A 19920-nucleotide genomic window follows, 5' to 3' on the forward strand; every position below is an offset into this window, starting at 1 on the left:
GGCTTTTTTGTTTTTCTTTGGATAAAAAAAATACCTAAAATAAGCGGAAAAACTTAGGAAATACGCTTCCAAATTTTCAGTAAAATTCCTACACAAATTAAGGTTGTTACAGTTAATATTGAGGCTAGTAATGTTTTACCATAAATCCAGTTTCCTGTGGCGAATAAAAAACTATAAACTCCAATTGTTCCAGTAATAAAACCGACAATTTTTATACCGATATTTTTAAATTTATCTTCGCCTTCAAAAATTAAACTCTCAAAATTATCAATTGTTTTTTTATCTGTAGGTTTTGTTAAAAGCGTTACTAAAATCCATCCGAAAGTAGTAATTACGACACCAATAATTAATTGCCAATAGCCTGCGATTTCAAAAAACGGGTTTTCTAATTTTCTGTTGATAAAAAAGAAAAATGCAATTACAAATGATATTCCCATTGCAGCAATTTCACTGTACGGATTAATTCGGCTCCAAAACCATCTTAAAATAAATAATAAGCCTGTTCCTGCACCAATTTGCAATAATAAATCAAAAACATCTTTAGCCGATTGCAAATAAAATGAAAATAAAGCAGCACAAATCATTAATAAAACAGTAGAAATCCGACCAACCACAACTTTTTGTTTTTCCGAAGCTTCTTTATTGATAAAACGACTGTAAAAATCATTCACGATATACGAACTTCCCCAATTTAATTGGGTAGAAATCGTACTCATAAAAGCGGCTATTAAAGAGGTTAATACAATCCCTAACAAACCTGCGGGTAAATAGGTCATCATAGCGGCATAACCAACATCGTGCCCTTGCATTTCTTCGGATAAATTAGGAAACGCCTGATTCATACTTTCTAAACTAGGGAAAATAATTAAAGATGCCAGCCCGACAATAATCCAAGGCCAAGGACGCAAAGCATAATGTGCAAAATTAAAAAATAAGGTTGCCCAAGTAGCATTTTTTTCATCTTTAGCGGCTAACATTCGCTGTGCAATATAACCACCACCACCAGGTTCTGCACCAGGATACCAAGTACTCCACCATTGCACGGCAAACGGAATTATAAACAAAGTAATTAACGATTCGGTATTTGAAAAATCAGGCAACATATTTAATTTTCCGCTTACATTTGGATGGCTTAATAAATTTGATAAACCATTTATTTCAGGCATATTTACAATATAAACTGTTGCCCAAACTGAACCAATCATGGCAAGTATAAATTGAACAAAATCGGTAAGTAAAACACCTTTTAATCCGCCTAAAGACGAATAAATAACCACAATAATAGACGAATAGATTAACATTTCTCCTTGCGAAATCCCTAATAATATATTAGCGATTTTAGCCCCTGCCAAACAAACTCCAGCCATGGTTATAATATTAAAAATTACACCTAAATAAATAGCTCTAAATCCTCTTAAAAAACCTGCCATTTTACCCGAATAGCGCAATTCATAAAATTCTAAATCGGTTGTAATTCCTGATTTTCGCCATAATTTTGCATAAAAAAATACGGTTAGCATCCCTGTAAGCAGCATTGCCCACCAAACCCAGTTTCCTGAAACACCATTTTTACGCACTAGTTCGGTTACTAAACCTGGTGTATCGGCGGCAAAAGTGGTCGCAACCATTGAAACTCCTAAAAGCCACCAAGGCATATTTCTACCTGATAAAAAAAAATCAGCACTACTTTTTCCTGCCGATTTTGATGCCCAAACACCAATAAGTAATGAAATGAGAAAAAATCCGATAATAATTGTGTAATCAAGCGTTGTTAATGTCATGTAGTTTTATTTAAAGGCCTAAATGTAGTTAAATAATATGATACGTTAAATTTCTGCTAAACTCTAAAAAATGATTTTATCTTTTGATAAAAAACCACTTAAAAAGAGTAAATTTGATATTCACTTTATTTTATGAGGAAAATAAAAAAAATAGCAGTCATGACCTCTGGAGGAGATGCTCCAGGAATGAATGCAGCAATTAGGTCGGTAGTAAGAACATGTGCTTATTATCAGACTCAATGTATGGGTATTTATAGAGGGTATCAAGGTTTAATAGAAAACGATTTAGTTTCTTTTACGGCCCGAAGTGTCAATAATATTATTAATAAAGGTGGCACTATATTAAAAACGGCGCGTTCTGATGATTTTAGAACCAAAGAAGGGCGTAAAAAAGCACATCAAAATTTATTAGACAATAAGGTTGATGCTTTAATTGTTATTGGTGGCGACGGTTCATTTACAGGAGCTGTTCTTTTTGGCAAGGAATTTGATTTTCCTGTTATCGGAATTCCTGGAACTATTGATAATGATATTTACGGAACATCCCACACTATTGGTTATGATACGGCTTTAAATACGGTTGTTGAAGCGATTGATAAAATTAGAGATACCGCATCATCGCATAATCGATTATTTTTTGTTGAGGTGATGGGAAGAGATGCGGGGTTTATCGCCTTAAATGCAGGGGTTGGTGCAGGAGCTGAAGAAATTTTAATTCCTGAAGAAAATTTAGGATTAGAGCGTATGTTAGCTTCTTTAAAGAAAAGTAGTAAAAGCGGTAAATCATCAAGTATTGTAGTGGTATCCGAAGGAGATAAAACAGGTGAAAATGTATTTGAATTAGCCAATTATGTTGAAAAAAACATGACAGCATATGAGGTTCGAGTATCTGTTTTAGGACATTTGCAAAGAGGTGGAGCTCCTAGTTGTTTTGACCGAGTTTTAGCAAGCAGATTAGGCGTAAAAGCCGTTGAATTATTACTTGACGGAAAAACCAATTTAATGGTTGGGCTTCAGAATAATAAGGTAGAAACAACTACTTTAGAAAAAGCAATAAAAGGAAATAATAGTATAAATATGGAGCTTTTAAGAGTTTCTGATATTATGACCACATAATTTAAAATAAGAATATTAAATAGTTAACATAATGATAAAAATAGGAATTAACGGGTTTGGTAGAATAGGAAGGTTAGCATTTCGTACTGCCATGAAAAGAGAAAATATACAAGTTGTTGCCATCAATGATTTGTTAGATGTGGAGTATTTAGCCTATTTATTAAAATATGATTCTGTACACGGTCGTTTTGATGGTGATATTGAAATAAAAGAAGGAAATTTAATTGTAAACGGACAAGAGATAAGAATTTCTTCGGATAAAAATCCTGAGAATTTAAAATGGGATGAAGTTTCGGCAACACATATTTTGGAAGCAACAGGTTTATTTACTGATAAAGAAAAAGCAGCTTTACATATAAAAGGAGGGGCTAAAAAAGTAATTATTTCAGCACCATCAAAAGATGCCAATATGTATGTGATGGGGGTAAACCATCAAGATTTAAAAGCCGATGAGGTGGTTTTTTCAAATGCTTCTTGTACTACAAATTGTTTGGCACCTGTAGTAAAGGTAATTAATGATGCTTACGGTTTAACCGAAGGAATTATGACTACGGTTCATGCGGCAACAGCTACACAAAATGCTGTTGATGGTTTTAATAAAAAATGGCGTAGAGGACGTTCGGCAATGAATAATATTATTCCAACATCGACAGGAGCAGGAAGTGCTTTGGTAAAAATAATTCCAGAAATGAAAGGAAAATTAACGGCAATGGCAGTTCGAGTGCCCACGGCAGATGTTTCTTTAATCGATTTGACTTTTAAAACTCAAAAGACAACTTCATTAAAAGAAATTATGGAAACTTTTAAAAAGGCTTCTCAAAATGAGTTTAAAGGAATTATAGGATATACCGAAGATGCTGTAGTTTCTCAAGATTTTGTATCAGAACCTAGAGTATCGGTAATTGACGCATCGGCAAGTATGGAACTTAATGAGCAATTTTTTAAAATCATTTCTTGGTATGATAACGAGTTTGGTTACGCTACAAAAATTGTAGATTTAATAGAATACTCCGCTTCTTTAGAAAAAATTTAAGCGTTAAATTTATAAAAAAATCCCCGTTATTAACGGGGATTTTTAATTGTTTTGAATATTTTTATTTAATGGCAATCATGCTAATTTCTACATTTACAAATTTTGGTAAATTTGCTACCTCTACAGTTTCTCTTGCAGGTGCAGTTGCTTCATCAAAATATTGGGCGTAAACGCTGTTTATTTTAGCAAAGTTATTCATATCAGAAATAAAAATAGATGCTTTTACTACGTTTTCAAAAGTCATTTCAGCAGCGGCTAAAACTTCTTTCATATTTTCCATTACTTGTTTTGTTTCAATTTCGATGGTGTCCATTACTAATTCACCATTTTCAGGATTAAAAGCAATCTGCCCTGAGGTATATAAGGTGTTTCCGCTTAAAATAGCTTGGTTATAAGGACCAATAGGTGCAGGAGCTTTTGAGGTAGTGATAATTTTTTTCATAGTTTTTATCTTTTGATATATAAGAAGTGTGTGTTACTTTCGATTAGAATAAGGCTCTATCTGGCGGTTTATTTTTATCCCATTTCAAATCGCTTAAAACAGCTGATTTTACACCGATAAAGAAATTATACGAAGTTCTTTGTCCAAAAGGTGTCCAACCGAAATTTAAACGCCAACTATCTAAATCTCTAGAAAAATTTAAATTGGTATAAGAAAATCCATTGTTTTTAATATCGTAACCAGAATTAAAACCAACGCCCCATTTGGGTGATAATTCTATATTTCCGCTAAATCGTAAAGTGTTTATATTAATACCACTTTTAAGCCCATCATTACCATAGTTCATGGTGTAAATTAAGTTTAATGTCCATGGTATTTTATGATGGTACAATACCGTTTCTGCTACGTCTTTATTTTTATTTTTTGATGTGTTAGAAAAATCATTGGCATTTTGAGATGTTTGCCCAAATAAGTCAGGAGTATCTTGCGCACCATTTCCATTATTTTTACTAGGGTCGTTTTTAGTTTCTTTATTCTTGCTAAAATCTTTGCTTGACAATGAATAGTTTGCTGTTAATCCTATTTGTTTTACTCTAAATAAATTCGCGTTAAATTTATCTATTTGCTTCCCGTTTTTATCTATTTGATACGGATCTAAAGACATATTGGTATTTAAGGCTAACTTGTCTTTAAATAATCGTGTGCTTGCGTTTACAGAAACATCACTCCAACGAATACTATCTTTAGTAATGTCATATCTGGTAGAAAAATCTAAGTTATTTAAAAGCATTATTTTCTGATCATCGGCATCGCTATCAGGGTCTTTTGGTGCAACTTTAGCTTCTAAAACATTGTTTACCGAAATACCAATTGCATTTGAGGTTCCATTTGCAGGTTTACCATATATTCCTCCTTCGAAAGGCGAATAAGTAAGTAGGTCAGTAGGGTCTGAGCTTTGCTGTACTTGTAGGTCGTAATTCTTAGCCAAATTAGGCGTGTATCCGTAGGAAATAGATGGTCTAATGGTATGACGAATGGCTTTTAAACGCCCTTTTTTAAAGTTAAAAGTACCGTAAATATTGGTTGATAATGATGCGCCAAAATTATAATTATGATATCGATTAAAACCACTAATAGTATCGTTTACAACTGCGCCTAAATTTTTACTAGCATTAATCTTTTTAGGGTCGTATCGTTTATGAATTTTATCAAAATACCAAACATCTTTATAGCTTGCATTAGGCGATAAAGTAAAGTACTTAAATGCTTTTAAACTGGTGCTAGTACTTAAACTATGTTGAACTCCTGACTTGGCTGTTTTAAACATTTTAGGAGTAAAAAACTCATCATCAGTAGTATTTATTTCATAACGCCCTTGCATATTATAATTAAACCCCATTTTTTGAATGGGATTATTTTTAGCACCATCTTTCCCTGTAAACGGATAAAGTGGTTCTGAATTTACCTGTAAAGAAGGCAGTGTCATGGTTATTTTTTCGGTATTCGTATTTTGACCATGCTGCAAGGTTAAACTCATATTAAAAGGAGTACCAACAAACTTTTTATAGTAAGATATAGAAGAGTTTAAACTGTTGTCTATTGCCCGAGCATTATTGGCTTGATTTTGTGATTCTAAGAAAAAACGACTGCTTCCTAAATTAACCGCTGCTGAAAATTTAGAGTTTGGGCTTGCTTTTGAATCTTGATTATGACTCCAACGAATATTAAAACTATTACTTTTATTGTAGTTCGATAAACCTCTGATTCCTTGAATATTGTTTTGAAATTGAAAATTAAAATTCCCGCTAAATTTATAGCGCACATAATAACTAGATTCTGCTCGTAAGCCCCAACTTCCATTGGTATATAAATCACCTAAAACAGTTAAATCAAAATAATCGCTTAAGGCAAAGTAATACCCACCATTTTGCATAAAAAAACCTTGACTGTTGTTTTCTCCCCAAGAAGGGATGATAAAACCAGAGGTTCTTTTATCAGTTAAAGGAAAATAGGCAAATGGCAAAACTAAGGGTGTTGGTACGTCTGCCAATACTAAATGACTAGTACCTACAATTATTTTTTTACCAGGAACAAGCTTTGCTTTACTGGTTTGTATATAATAATCGGGGCGTTTCTTTTTAGAGGTTGTAAAACGCATTTTACGCATGTAAATGGTAGAATCGTTTACTCGTTTTGTTTTTTCGGCATAGGTTATAATTCCATCTTGAACCGTTTTTACACCGTAAATAAGGGCTTTTTTTGTTTTGAAATTAAATAAAATCGAATCTTGTTCCGATTCTTGTGCACCTTGTTTAAAAACTGGTTTTTGATGATAACCTAAACTATCTTTTATTCCTTTAGCATATACGGTATTATTTTTATAATCTAAAACAATAATTCCTGCTTTTAAATCAATATCAGTATAGGTTACTTGCGCTTTATTATATAAGGTTACTGTTTTGTTTTTTGCATTTTGAATAGTGTAATCTTCTGCATTGTGAGTAATAATTCCATCAATAACCTCTTTTGGTTTAATAGAGTCGTTTGCAATGCTGTCTTTTTTAAAGTTTAAAAGTTGCTCTTTTTTTAAATCAATTAGGCTATCTTTTGATTGATTTATTATTGTCTTTTTTTTCGTTTTCTTAGTGGTGATATTTGAGTTACCAAAATCTTGAGCTGCGCTAATTTGATAACAAAAAAGGCAGAAAACTAAAAGTATGTAAGTTAGATTTGTTCGCAATGTTATAAATGCTATTTTTGTGTTATATTTAAAAGCTTTGGCGGACTATTTGTATGCCAAAAACCAAAAACCAAAAATAGTTAAATTTTATTGATGCAATTCTTAAAATTACGTAAATATAATCACTTGAAAAATAATTTTTTATTTTTAATCTTTATTTTTTGTTTCTTCGGATTTTCAAAAACAGTCTATGCCCAAAAAAAATATACCATTGTTTTGGATGCTGGTCATGGAGGAAAGGATGCGGGAGCTTCTAGAGGTGCGTATATTGAAAAAAAAATAGCTTTAAAATTAGTTCTAAAAATAGGGGCTATTTTAAAAAAAGACCAAAGTATTAATGTTCGTTATACCCGAACAAAAGATGTTTTTATAGAGCTTCATAAACGAGCTAGTATTGCTAATAAGAAAAATGCTGATTTATTTGTATCGATACATTGTAACTCTAATAAATCAGTAAAACCACATGGTTCAGAAACGTATGTTCTTGGTTTAAAAGGGAATGATGAGAATTTTGAAATTGTGAAAAAAGAAAATTCCGTAATTTTATTAGAAGATGATTATAAAAAAAATTATGATTATGACCCTAATTCTCCGGAGTCTTTAATTGGATTATCTGTTTTACAGGAAGAAAATTTAGATGCAAGTTTGGCGTTGGCAAGTTTTGTACAAACCAATTTTAAAAGTATTAAAAGATATGACCGAAAAGTAAAGCAGGCTAATTTTTTAGTACTGCGTGAAACCGCTATGCCAAGTGTTTTAATTGAGTTAGGTTTTTTATCAAACAAAACAGAAGGACGGTTTTTAAATTCAAAGTATGGGCAGTTGAAAATGGCAAAATCAATAGCTACTGCTATTAAAAAATATGTAAAAAGGTTAAAATTAAACAGCATTAATCAAGATGTAGTAGAGGTTTCTAAGCCTAAAAAAACCGCTGTTATTAGAAAAAAGAAAGCTGTTAAAATAAAAAAACAAGCAGTTCGTAAAAAAAAGATACTCTTTAAAGTACAAATAGCAGCATCTAAAAAACGATTAAATAAGCAGAATTTTAATTTTAGAGGCTTAAGAAATATAGAATCAAAATATATTAGCGGTTATTATAAATATTATTATGGAAGTTCTGCTAGTTTATCAAAAGTAAAAAAGAGTTTAATTAAGGTAAGAAAGGTAGGTTATAAAGATGCTTGGATCGTTGCTTTTAAGGGTGGTAAAAGAATATCGGTTAAACAAGCGCTAAAAAACCGTTGATTTAGCAAAAATCAAAATTTCTACTCACGAAAATTATTAGTATTTTCGTGCTATAATTTTTATATATGTCAAAAGAACTTAAAACAGGTATTGTTACTGTCGTTATTATAGTATTATTTATTTGGGGCTATAATTTTTTAAAAGGAGAAAATTTATTTAGCGGTAGTCGTAGACAATTTTTTGTGGAGTATAAGAATATTAATGGACTTAATAAAGCAAGTTTAGTAACTATAAACGGACTAAAGGTTGGTAAAATTGATGATATTTCATTTAATACAACTCCTGAAAAACAAGGTGTTTTATTAGTAGAGATATCTTTAGACAGCGATTTTGAATTTTCTAAAAATAGTATTGCTCGAATTTACTCGGCAAGTTTAATGGGGGGGCAAAATTTAGCAATAGTACCAAAATATGATGGCGGACTTGCTGTTTCTGGGGATTATTTAAAAGGAGAAGTAGAATCGGATCTTTTTTCATCTGTAGGCGAAAAATTAAATCCTATTCAGTCAAATTTACAAAGTGTACTTATTGGTGCTGATTCGTTGTTACTAGGAATGAATACCGTATTAGACCAAAAATCACGTAAAAGTTTAAATAAAAGTATTCTTGGTTTAGAAGGCACAATTACTGATGTTCGAAAAACATTGACATCAGTAAATAATTTATTGAGTAATAGTAAAGAAAACTTAAAAGTAACGCTTACAAATACTAAAAAAATTACAGATAACTTTTCTAAATTATCAGATGATTTAGCTAAGTCTAATTTAGGTACAACTGTTAAAAAACTAGAAACAACGCTAGGTAATGTAAATGGCTTATTAGCAAATATGAAAGATGGTAAAGGAACCTTAGGAAAGCTAATGACCGACGATAAAATGTACACTAATTTAACTAATGCTTCTAAAGAAATGGAAGAATTATTACGAGAAGTGAAGTTAAATCCTAAAAGATTTGTACATATATCATTATTTGGTAAAAAAGCAATACCTTATAATAAAGAAGCTAACACCAAAAATATAAGCTCTAAATAAGCCTTTAAACACTAACCCTTTACAAACTTAATAAATATAGAACGATGGAGAAATATTTATCAAACATTATTTTTGCAGCCATTTTAATTACAGGTATTGGATACTTTGTAATGAATGTTCGCAAGTTGATAAGAAATATTAAACTAGGAAAAGACGTTGATAGAACAGACAGAAAACCTGAGCGTTGGAAAAACATGGCTAAAATAGCCTTAGGACAGTACAGAATGGTACGTCGTCCGCTTTCAGGAATTTTACATATTGTAGTTTATGTAGGATTTGTTTTGATTAATATTGAAATGTTAGAAATAGTAATTGATGGTTTATTAGGAACACATCGTGTTTTTCAACCTATTTTAGGAAATGCCATTTACGGATTTTTAATCGGTAATTTTGAAATTTTAGCAGTGTTAGTTTTTGTTGCTGTAACGATATTTTGGTTGCGTAGAAATATTGAAAGAGTAAAACGTTTTTGGAGTAAAGAAATGACAGGTTGGCCTAAAAATGATGGTAATATTATTTTATATTTTGAAATGGTATTAATGTCGTTATTTTTAATAATGAATGCTACGGATGTTCCTTTTCAACAATCAGGAGCAGGTAATATTATTTCTCAATTTATAGCACCTTTATTTGATGGGTTTTCATCAGAAGAATTACATACTATTGAAAAATCAGCTTGGTGGATACATATTATAGGTATTTTAATTTTCTTAAATTACTTATATTATTCAAAACATTTACACATATTATTAGCATTCCCAAATACATTTTTTGCTAATTTAAAACCTAAAGGACAATTCACAAATGTTGCTTCGGTTACTAAAGAAGTAAAAATGATGATGGATCCTGATGCTGACCCGTATGCAATGCCAGAAGAAGGTACGGAAGAAGAAGAACCAGAAAAATTTGGTGCATCTGATGTTACCGATTTAAACTGGGTGCAATTAATGAATGCTTACACATGTACTGAGTGTGGACGTTGTACATCATCATGTCCAGCTAATTTAACAGGAAAAGAATTATCTCCTAGAAAAATTATGATGGATACTCGTGACCGTTTAGAAGAGGTAGGTAAAAATATTGATGCCAATAAAGGCGTTTTTAAAGATGATGGAAAGCAGTTATTAAACGATTATATTTCTCCAGAAGAATTATGGGCGTGTACAAGTTGTAATGCTTGTGTGCAAGAATGTCCTATTGATATTGACCCATTATCTATTATTTTAGAAATGCGTCGTTATTTAGTAATGGAAGAATCTGCAGCTCCGCAAGAGTTAAATATGATGATGAGTAATATTGAAAATAACGGAGCACCTTGGCAATATAGTCAACAAGACAGATTAAACTGGAAAGATGAAGATTAATATTAAGTATTAAAAATCAATCTAAAAATTCCAATATTTTTTAATTTAAAAGTAAACGCTTAAAAATATACAACTATGAACGTACCAACAATGGCAGAAATGATGGCTCAGGGCAAACAACCAGAAGTGTTGTTTTGGGTAGGAGCAGCAGGAAGTTATGATGATAGAGCTAAAAAAATAACCAAAGCGTTTGTAAAAATATTAAACCTAGCAAAGGTAGATTTTGCAGTGTTAGGTACTGAAGAAAGTTCAACAGGTGATGCAGCAAAACGAGCAGGAAACGAATTTTTGTTTCAAATGCAAGCAATGATGAATATTGAAGTTTTAAATGGATACGAAATAAAAAAAATAGTAACCTGTGACCCGCATTCATTTAATACTTTAAAAAATGAATATCCAGAATTAGGAGGGAATTACGAAGTATATCATCACACACAATTTATAAATAACTTAATAAGCGAAGGTCGTTTATCAATAGATGATACAAATTTAAAAGGAAAACGTGTTACTTATCACGATCCTTGTTATTTAGGTCGTGCAAATGATATTTATGAAACTCCGCGAGAATTAATTCGTAGTTTAGGGGTAAAAATGACGGAAATGAAACGTCATAAATCTACCGCTTTATGTTGTGGGGCAGGAGGAGCACAAATGTTTAAAGATGCTGAAAGAGGTGATAAAGAAGTTAATGTTTTACGAACTGAAGACGCATTAGCAACAAATCCACAAATTATAGCAACAGGTTGCCCATATTGTAATACTATGATGACGGATGGTGTAAAATTTAAACTGAAAGAAGATCAGGTTATAGTACAAGATATTGCTGAGTTAATAGCTCAAGCAAATAATTTATAAAAAAAATATTTTATAAGATTATTCCGACTCCGCTCGTTCAGACAAATATTGTCAATTCGAGCGGAGTCGAGATTTTTTAAAAAACAATACATGATTAAAAATTATATAAAAGCCGCACGTTTAAGAACTTTACCGTTATCGGTTTCTGGAATTATTGTTGGAAGTTTTTTAGCCAATTTTTCTACTTATACCAACGATAACTTTCCAAATTCCGAAAAAAACTATTTAATATTTATACTTGCAATCTTAACAACTATCGGTTTTCAAGTGTTATCAAATTTTGCGAATGATTACGGAGACGGTATCAAAGGAACTGATGATAATAGAGAAGGAGAAGCACGTATGGTTTCATCAGGAGCAATAACGCCAAAACAGATGAAAATGGCAATGATTATTACAGGAGTTATCACTTTAATAATAGCATTATTGCTTATTTATGTATCTTTCGGAAAGGATAATTTTTTGTTTTCAGTAATTTTCTTCGGATTAGGAGTTTCCTCAATTGTTGCAGCTATAAAATATACCGTAGGGAAATCGGCTTATGGTTACAGCGGTTTTGGCGATGTTTTTGTATTTCTTTTCTTCGGATTATTAGCTGTTGTAGGAACATACTTTTTATATACAAAACAATTAAATGTCACTATTTTCTTACCTGCAATTACTGTCGGATTATTAAGTACAGCTGTTTTGAACTTAAATAATATGAGAGATAGGGTAAACGATGCAAAAGTTGGTAAAAATACGTTAGTTGTTAAATTAGGAGCTTCTTTATCTAAATATTATCATTATTATTTAATCATCGCATCATTTTTATTTGCTAATTTATATGTAGTAATTAACTTTAAATCACCATTACAATTCTTATTTATATTAGCTTATTTACCAATTATAAAGCATCTATTTTTTGTTTATAAAAACAAAGAAGAACCGTTATTAGATGGTGAATTAAAAAAAGTAGCACTAAGTACTTTTTTCTTTGCTATATTATTTGGATTAGGAAATATTTTATAAAACTAATATTATAAACAATACATAATGAACATTACATTTTACGGTCATTCTTGTTTCGGTATCGAAATTAACGGAACACATTTATTAGTTGACCCTTTTATTACAGGAAATCCATTAGCATCAAATATCAAAATAACTGATATCAAAGCCGATTATATATTAGTAACACACGCACATCAAGACCATGTTTTAGATGTTGAACTTTTAGCAACACAAACAGGTGCAACAATTATTTCTAATTTTGAAATAGCACAATATTACGGAGCTAAAAGTTTTAAAACAGCGGCTGTAAATCATGGTGGAACTTTTAAAACTGATGCTTTTTCAGCCAAATATGTAAACGCAATTCATACTTCATCATTTGCTGATGGAACTTACGGAGGGCAACCAGGAGGATTTGTAATTTCATCCGAAGAAAAAACATTATACATTGCTGGAGATACTGCTGTAACTATGGATATGAAATTAATTCCGATGACTACAAAATTAACAGTAGCTATTTTTCCAATAGGAGATACCTTTACAATGGGAGTTGATGACGCAATTATTGCTAGTAATTTGGTTGAATGTAACAACGTAATCGGTTGTCATTTTAACACATTTGCACCAATAGAAATTGATGTAAATGAAGCAAAAAATAAATTTACAAAAGCCAATAAACAATTAACTGTTTTAGAAATAGGACAAACTATTACATTATAAAAAAATGAAAGCTGTAAAAATAACTTTAGGAATTGTAACTGCCTTTGTACTTGTTTTTTTAATAACAGGAATTGTTGTAGAAGAAGTAGAATATAGTACTAAAATAACAATAGATAAACCTGTGAATAAGGTTTTTGAGAACTTTACAAATCCTGATTTAATAAAAAAATGGTTGCCAAATATTAAGTCAATCGAAGTAATTGAGCAAAAACCAGCCGTTATAGGAAGTACTTATAGAATGACTGTAGAAAGCAACGGACAAGAGGTTAAAATGGCTCAAAAAATAACAGATTTTGTACCTAATCAAAAAATAACATTTCAATTTACTTCAAGCGAAATGATTAAAATTGATAGCTACAATTTCGCATCTAACAACGCAAGTACCACCGTTACACAAAATAGCAGTGTAAATAGTAAATCATACCTAACAGCCTGTTTGTATCCTTATTTTAAAGGAACATTTAAAGCTGTAAATATGAATTGTTTAACACAGTTAAAAGAGTTGTCAGAACAATAATTTTTTGGGCGTTCGAGCGGGCTTTACATTACAATCTTTTGTTCGTGCCTCACAAAAGGATTTCCATTGCAATCCCTAACGCAAAACCAATAATCACTTAAAAATAGTGCATAATGATAAAAGCAACCTATCATAAACATTTGCTTAACTTTAAACAAGCAAGCGGAACATCTCGAGGAATTTTAAGAACCAAAGAAACTTGGTTTATCACCTTAAAACAAGAAGATAAAATAGGAATAGGAGAGTGCGGTTTATTCAGAGGATTAAGTATTGATGACACGCCAGATTATGAAGAAAAACTAAAATGGTTTTGTGAAAATATTAATTTAGGTTTAGAGGTTTTATTAGCCGAAGCGATTCGCTTCCCGTCTATTCAATTCGGATTAGAACAAGCTTTTTTATCATTAAAATCTGAAAATAAATTTGAATTATTTCCTTCTGATTTTACCAAAGGAAAAGAAGCTATTGCCATAAACGGATTAATTTGGATGGGAGATAAAGCCTTTATGCAACAGCAAATTAAAGACAAGTTGCAACAAGGTTCTTCTACTATAAAAATGAAAATTGGAGCTATCGATTTTGAAACAGAAATTGATTTGTTAAAATCTATCAGAAATGAATTTTCATCAAAAGAAATTACTTTACGTGTTGATGCAAATGGAGGTTTTACACCAAAAGACGCTTTACAAAAATTACAACGATTATCAGAGTTAGAAATTCATTCTATCGAACAGCCTATAAAACAAGGTCAGTGGCAAGAAATGGCTAGTTTGTGCGAAAAAACACCTTTGCCAATTGCTTTAGATGAAGAGTTAATAGGCGTTTTTACATCCGAAGAAAAAGAAAAATGTATTGAAACAATTAAACCGCAATACATTATTTTAAAACCAAGTTTAGTTGGCGGAATCAAAGGAAGTGAAGAGTGGATTTCAATAGCAAAAAAACACCATGCCGATAATTGGATAACTTCTGCACTAGAAAGTAATATTGGTTTAAATGCTATTGCACAATGGACGCAAACTTTAAAAAATCCGTTGCCTCAAGGTTTAGGAACAGGAAGTTTATTTACCAATAATTTTGAAAGTCCGTTAGAAGTATCAAACGGAAGTTTACATTATAACAGTAAAAAAGCGTGGGAATTTTTTTTTAGATTAAAATCTTTTTAATTCCCTTTATTTTATTCAAAAAAACAATAAATTTTTAACGAATGAATTTTATACAACAAGCCTACAAAGGAAAAAATGATTGGTTTTATTATTTAGCAAGTATTTCATTAATTCTTTTTGGATGGCAATTTATAGGAATACTTCCTTTGGCATTAGTAGCGATTTTACATTCCAAAGATTTTGGAGAGTTTTCGAGTGCTGCTAATCAAAGTTTTATGACCTTAGGAATTGACAAAAATTTGTTTTTATTTCTGATGATATTAATGTTTGCTATCGGATTGTTTTTTTTGTTTTTATCAATAAAATTCATTCATAAAAGAGCCATAAAAACACTAATAACAAGCCGTGAAAATATTGATTGGAGTAGGTTTTGGTTCGGTTTTATTACTTGGGGAATTGTTGCCGTAAGTGTAACTTTATTAGGTGTTTTTTTATCTCCAGAAAATTATATTTGGAATTTTAAACCCGTACCTTTTTTTACTTTAGTAGTCGTTTCTTTTTTGTTTTTACCTTTACAAACGAGTTTTGAAGAACTGTTATTTAGAGGTTATTTTATGCAAAGTTTAGGTGTTTTATTTAAAAATAGATGGATGCCTTTAATTATAACTTCGGTAGCTTTCGGGTTGTTACATGGTGCAAATCCTGAGGTTGAAAAATTAGGTTATATTTCGATGGTATTTTATATTGGAACTGGTTTTTTCTTCGGAATTACAACTTTAATGGATAAAGGAACAGAATTATCTTTAGGTTTACACGCTGTAAATAATATTGTTGCCGCTTTTTTAGTAACCACAAATTGGACGGTTTTTCAAACAGATGCTTTATTTATTGATACTTCAGAACCTTCAGTAGGTATCGAAATGTTTTTACCTGTTTTTGTATTATATCCGTTAATTTTATTGTTGTTTTCTAAAAAATACGGCTGGAAAAATTGGAAAGATAAATTATTTGGACAGATAGAAAAACCAATAAAAATTGAATAAACAACGTTTTCATAAAAGTTTTAAACTCAATGATACTTCTTTTTTATCCGAAGAAGAATTACTTGTTTTTTCTGATAAAATATCAAAATCGATACATACTTTTTTAACCGATTGGTTTAATGAAAAGGATTTTGTAATTGTACAAACATCAGGTTCAACAGGAAAACCAAAACCGATTAAGTTGCAAAAAGAATTTATGAAAAATTCGGCTTTAGCAACAGGTGATTTTTTTGATTTAAAAGAAAATACAACAGCTTTATTATGCTTATCAATTGATTATATTGCTGGTAAAATGATGTTAGTCCGTGCTTTAACTTTAGGTTGGGAATTGGATATTGTAAATCCTGTAATGAATCCTTTAAATGAAGTAAATAAAACCTATGATTTTTCGGCAATGGTTCCGTTACAATTACGAAATTCATTGTCTGAATTACATAAAATAGCTAAATTAATTGTTGGTGGAGGCGTAGTTTCAAATGATTTAATAACTGCTATTCAAAATACACCGACAAATATATTTGCTACTTATGGAATGACAGAAACAATTACTCATATTGCAGTTAAAAAACTCAATAATTTTAAGAGTCATCAACTTATTTCAGATGCTAATTATACTATTTTATCAAACGTAAAAATAACTACTGATACTAGAAATTGTTTAGTTATTGAAGCTCCAAAAGTATCCGAAGAAAAAATAATAACTAATGATGTTGTTCAGTTAATTTCTAACAAAGAATTTGAATGGTTAGGTCGTTTTGATAACGTAATAAATTCGGGAGGAATTAAATTACATCCCGAAAAAATAGAAGAGAAATTATCAAAAATAATAAATACACGTTTTTTTGTTACAGGTGTAAATGATGATTTTTTAGGCGAGAAATTAATCTTAATTATTGAAGATAAAGTTTTATCCGAAGAAGAAACCGAAGATGAAAAAACTTTAAAAAAAACCATTAAAACTTTAAAAACATTATCAAAATTCGAAATTCCTAAAGAAATTTATTTTATTGATAATTTTATAGAAACAGACACGAAAAAAATCCAACGAAAAAAAACCTTGGAAAAAATAGTATGGCATTAGTCTAGTAATTAAGCTCTTTTTATCTTTTAATTGTTTTTTTGTTGTTATGATAAACTTTTTTAAATCTGTTAAAAAGTTTAAAAAAATGATAAATGCCAAAACCTTTTGATTTTCAAAATGTTTACGTATATTTGCAATCTGTTTTTATGGACTATTTATGCTTTAATGTTAAGAAAATAGAAAACACTTGTTTTTGACGGCGTTGTATTAAGTTTAATTAGTGGGCATAAAAGCAAAAAAATAAATATTAACTGGTTTCAGGTTTAGTAGTTACGGTGTATCCGTAGGGTCAATAGAAATTACTAAATACCAAAACCGAAATTTAATTAATTATGTATACAGATCCAATCGCGGATTTTCTTACTCGAGTAAGAAATGCTATTGCAGCAAATCATCGAGTAGTAGAAATTCCTGCTTCTAAATTGAAGAAGGAAATGACGAAGATTTTGTTCGATCAAGGTTATGTTTTAAGTTATCAATTTAATGATGATAAAGTTCAAGGAACTATCAAGATAGCTTTAAAGTATGATCGTGACACGAAAGAGTCAGTAATCAGAAAAATTCAAAGAATTTCAACACCAGGTTTACGTAAGTATGTTGGCTCTAAAGAGATGCCAAGAGTATTGAACGGATTAGGTATTGCTATCGTTTCTACATCTAAAGGTGTAATGACGAATAAAAAAGCAAAACAAGAAAATGTTGGTGGTGAGGTATTGTGTTACGTTTATTAATCACTTTGTAGAATGAGTAGAATAGGAAAGAATCCAATCGCATTACCACAGGGTGTTGAAGTTAAAGTAAACGGAAATGTGGTTACAGTAAAAGGTAAATTAGGAGAGTTAACTCAAGAGTTAAAGTCTGAAATTACTGCAGAAATTGAAGACGGTGTTTTAACAGTCAAAAGAGCATCAGATAGTAAAGATCATAGAGCAGCACACGGTTTATATCGTTCATTAATCAGTAACATGATTGAAGGTGTTTCTAAAGGTTATACTAAGGATTTAGAATTAGTAGGTGTAGGTTATAGAGCATCTAGTCAAGGTCAAAAATTAGATTTAGCTTTAGGTTTTTCTCATAATATTGTTTTAAATATTGCTCCAGAAGTAAAAGTTGAAACAGTATCTGATAAAGGTAAAAATCCAATAGTTAAATTATCTTCGTTTGATAAACAATTAGTAGGACAGGTAGCTGCTAAAATCCGTTCTTTCCGTGCTCCAGAGCCATATAAAGGAAAAGGGATTAAATTTGTAGGAGAGGTATTAAGAAGAAAAGCAGGTAAATCTGCATAATAAATAAGAGAAATTATTATGGCATTATCAAAGCTTGAAAGAAGACAACGAATTAAGTATAGAATTAGAAAAGTTGTTACTGGAACAGCTGTTAAACCTAGGTTGTCAGTTTTTAGAAGTAACAAAGAAATTTATGCTCAATTAATTGATGACGTTGCTGGTGTAACATTAGCTGCTGCATCATCAAGAGATAAAGAAATTACAGCTGGTTCTAAATCAGAAGCTGCTGCCGCAGTAGGTAAAGCAATTGCTGAAAGAGCTGCTGCAAAAGGTTTTGAAACTATTTCTTTTGATAGAAATGGGTTTTTATACCACGGTAGAATTAAAGTATTAGCTGAAGCTGCTAGAGAAGCTGGTTTAAAATTTTAAGAAATTATATTATGTTAGGATATAAAAACGTAGAAAGAGTAAAACCAAGCGGATTAGAGCTTGTAGATAAATTAGTAGGTGTACAGCGTGTTACCAAAGTAACTAAAGGGGGTAGAGCATTTGGTTTCTCTGCAATCGTAATAGTTGGAGACGGTAATGGTGTTGTTGGTCATGGATTAGGAAAGTCTAAAGATGTTGCTTCTGCAATTGCTAAAGCGATTGAAGATGCTAAGAAGAGTTTAGTACGTATTCCTCTTTTAGACGGAACCTTACCTCATGAACAGAAAGGTAAATTTGGTGGTGCGAAAGTATTTATCAAGCCTGCCTCTCATGGTACAGGAGTTATCGCCGGTGGTGCAGTACGTTCAGTATTGGAATCAGTTGGTGTTAAAGACGTATTATCAAAATCTCAAGGATCTTCAAATCCTCATAACGTAGTGAAAGCAACTTTTGACGCTTTATTACAATTACGTAATGCTGCAACTATTGCTAAGCAAAGAGGTATTTCTTTAGAGAAAGTTTTTAACGGTTAAAATTTAAGACGATGAGTAAAATTAAAGTTACACAAGTAAGAAGTAAAATTGGTCGCCTTAAAAGTCAAAAAGCAACGTTAGAGGCATTAGGTTTACGCAAATTGAACCAAACTGTAGAGCACAATGCAACAGCTCAAATTTTGGGAATGGTAAAAACAGTTTCACACTTAGTTTCTGTAGAGGAAATTAAATAAGACAATAATAAGATGAGTTTACATAACTTAAAACCTGCAGTAGGATCTACAAAGAGCCGTAAACGTATAGCACGTGGAGAGGGTTCTGGTAAAGGAGGAACTGCAACAAGAGGTCATAATGGTCAGAAATCTCGTTCTGGTTATTCTCGTAAAATAGGATTTGAAGGAGGTCAGATGCCACTTCAAAGACGTGTGCCTAAATTTGGTTTCACAAACATTAATCGTAAAGAGTATGTTGGTGTTAATTTAGAGAAATTACAAGAATTAGTAGAAAGCGGAAAGATTTCAGATACAGTAACTTTAGAGATTTTAGTAGAAAATCGTTTAGCTCGTAAAAATGACTTAGTAAAAATACTAGGAAATGGTGAGTTAAAAGCTAAATTAAACGTAACCGTACACAAATTTACTGCAACAGCAAAAGCGGCTATTGAAGCTGCAGGAGGTGAGGTAGTTACATTATAAAACAAC

General features: G+C 31.1%; 21 protein-coding genes. 18 read left to right on the forward strand and 3 right to left on the reverse strand.

Going from position 1 to position 19920, the window contains the following annotated elements; genetic code table 11:
• Positions 1-53: 53 nt before the first annotated feature.
• The gene (locus tag ABNT14_RS03320) at positions 54-1781 is read right to left on the reverse strand and encodes a sodium:solute symporter family protein (protein ID WP_101903648.1); all 1728 of its coding nucleotides are present in this window, start codon (positions 1779-1781) and stop codon (positions 54-56) included.
• A 132-nt stretch (positions 1782-1913) separates the two neighbouring features.
• Between ABNT14_RS03320 and pfkA the strand changes: the two genes are divergently transcribed.
• Both pfkA and gap read left to right on the forward strand, forming a co-directional pair.
• Positions 1914-2897: a 6-phosphofructokinase gene (gene pfkA / locus ABNT14_RS03325; protein ID WP_101903647.1), complete on the forward strand. Its 984-nt coding sequence runs from the start codon at positions 1914-1916 to the stop codon at positions 2895-2897.
• Positions 2898-2928: 31 nt separating this feature from the next.
• Entirely contained in the window at positions 2929-3930 is a 1002-nt protein-coding gene (gene gap, locus ABNT14_RS03330; protein WP_101903646.1) for a type I glyceraldehyde-3-phosphate dehydrogenase, read from the forward strand.
• Between the two features lie 61 nt (positions 3931-3991).
• On the opposite strand, the gene ABNT14_RS03335 is transcribed toward gap, so the two are convergent.
• Both ABNT14_RS03335 and ABNT14_RS03340 read right to left on the reverse strand, forming a co-directional pair.
• Complete coding sequence (locus ABNT14_RS03335; RefSeq protein ID WP_101903645.1) at positions 3992-4372, reverse strand: Rid family detoxifying hydrolase; 381 nt, start codon at positions 4370-4372, stop codon at positions 3992-3994.
• 43 nt (positions 4373-4415) lie between these two features.
• Positions 4416-7112 carry a putative LPS assembly protein LptD gene (locus ABNT14_RS03340; protein ID WP_200809390.1) on the reverse strand — a complete coding sequence of 899 codons (2697 nt, stop codon included), beginning with the start codon at positions 7110-7112 and terminating at the stop codon, positions 4416-4418.
• Positions 7113-7205: 93 nt separating this feature from the next.
• Here ABNT14_RS03340 and ABNT14_RS03345 point away from each other — a divergent pair, with 93 nt between their 5' ends.
• The 16 genes from ABNT14_RS03345 (at position 7206) to rplO (ending at position 19914) form a co-directional block, all read left to right on the forward strand.
• Entirely contained in the window at positions 7206-8357 is a 1152-nt protein-coding gene (locus ABNT14_RS03345; protein ID WP_101903644.1) for an N-acetylmuramoyl-L-alanine amidase family protein, read from the forward strand.
• Between the two features lie 65 nt (positions 8358-8422).
• Positions 8423-9388, forward strand: a complete 966-nt coding sequence (locus ABNT14_RS03350) for an MlaD family protein (RefSeq protein ID WP_101903643.1) — start codon at positions 8423-8425, stop codon at positions 9386-9388.
• A 44-nt stretch (positions 9389-9432) separates the two neighbouring features.
• On the forward strand, positions 9433-10752 hold the full coding sequence (locus ABNT14_RS03355) for a (Fe-S)-binding protein (RefSeq protein ID WP_234985009.1): 1320 nt from the start codon (positions 9433-9435) through the stop codon (positions 10750-10752).
• A gap of 75 nt (positions 10753-10827) precedes the next feature.
• Complete coding sequence (locus ABNT14_RS03360) at positions 10828-11607, forward strand: (Fe-S)-binding protein (RefSeq protein WP_101903642.1); 780 nt, start codon at positions 10828-10830, stop codon at positions 11605-11607.
• Positions 11608-11697: 90 nt separating this feature from the next.
• Positions 11698-12618, forward strand: coding sequence for a 1,4-dihydroxy-2-naphthoate octaprenyltransferase (gene menA, locus ABNT14_RS03365; RefSeq protein WP_101903641.1), 921 nt, complete (start codon positions 11698-11700; stop codon positions 12616-12618).
• Between the two features lie 24 nt (positions 12619-12642).
• Positions 12643-13320: a metal-dependent hydrolase gene (locus tag ABNT14_RS03370; protein WP_101903640.1), complete on the forward strand. Its 678-nt coding sequence runs from the start codon at positions 12643-12645 to the stop codon at positions 13318-13320.
• A gap of 4 nt (positions 13321-13324) precedes the next feature.
• Entirely contained in the window at positions 13325-13837 is a 513-nt protein-coding gene (locus ABNT14_RS03375; protein WP_101903639.1) for an SRPBCC family protein, read from the forward strand.
• 113 nt (positions 13838-13950) lie between these two features.
• A complete protein-coding gene (locus ABNT14_RS03380; protein ID WP_101903638.1) occupies positions 13951-15003 on the forward strand; it encodes an o-succinylbenzoate synthase in 1053 nt (350 codons plus the stop codon).
• Between the two features lie 41 nt (positions 15004-15044).
• Positions 15045-15986 (forward strand): CPBP family intramembrane glutamic endopeptidase, encoded by a 942-nt coding sequence (locus ABNT14_RS03385; RefSeq protein ID WP_101903637.1) that lies wholly within the window; start codon positions 15045-15047, stop codon positions 15984-15986.
• Positions 15979-17067, forward strand: a complete 1089-nt coding sequence (locus ABNT14_RS03390) for an AMP-binding protein (RefSeq protein ID WP_101903636.1) — start codon at positions 15979-15981, stop codon at positions 17065-17067. The genes ABNT14_RS03385 and ABNT14_RS03390 overlap by 8 nt, the downstream gene beginning before the upstream one ends.
• Before the next feature lie 332 nt (positions 17068-17399).
• Positions 17400-17798 (forward strand): 30S ribosomal protein S8, encoded by a 399-nt coding sequence (gene rpsH / locus ABNT14_RS03395; RefSeq protein ID WP_028887461.1) that lies wholly within the window; start codon positions 17400-17402, stop codon positions 17796-17798.
• 12 nt (positions 17799-17810) lie between these two features.
• The gene (rplF, locus tag ABNT14_RS03400; RefSeq protein WP_101903635.1) at positions 17811-18356 is read left to right on the forward strand and encodes a 50S ribosomal protein L6; all 546 of its coding nucleotides are present in this window, start codon (positions 17811-17813) and stop codon (positions 18354-18356) included.
• Positions 18357-18374: 18 nt separating this feature from the next.
• Positions 18375-18725 carry a 50S ribosomal protein L18 gene (gene rplR, locus ABNT14_RS03405; protein ID WP_101903634.1) on the forward strand — a complete coding sequence of 117 codons (351 nt, stop codon included), beginning with the start codon at positions 18375-18377 and terminating at the stop codon, positions 18723-18725.
• Between the two features lie 8 nt (positions 18726-18733).
• A complete protein-coding gene (gene rpsE / locus ABNT14_RS03410) occupies positions 18734-19258 on the forward strand; it encodes a 30S ribosomal protein S5 (RefSeq protein WP_101903633.1) in 525 nt (174 codons plus the stop codon).
• Positions 19259-19269: 11 nt separating this feature from the next.
• Positions 19270-19452: a 50S ribosomal protein L30 gene (gene rpmD / locus ABNT14_RS03415; RefSeq protein ID WP_058884668.1), complete on the forward strand. Its 183-nt coding sequence runs from the start codon at positions 19270-19272 to the stop codon at positions 19450-19452.
• Between the two features lie 12 nt (positions 19453-19464).
• Positions 19465-19914, forward strand: a complete 450-nt coding sequence (gene rplO, locus ABNT14_RS03420; protein WP_101903632.1) for a 50S ribosomal protein L15 — start codon at positions 19465-19467, stop codon at positions 19912-19914.
• Positions 19915-19920 lie beyond the last annotated feature (6 nt).

Origin of the sequence: Tenacibaculum dicentrarchi (assembly GCF_964036635.1) — a bacterium.
Taxonomy (GTDB): domain Bacteria; phylum Bacteroidota; class Bacteroidia; order Flavobacteriales; family Flavobacteriaceae; genus Polaribacter; species Polaribacter dicentrarchi.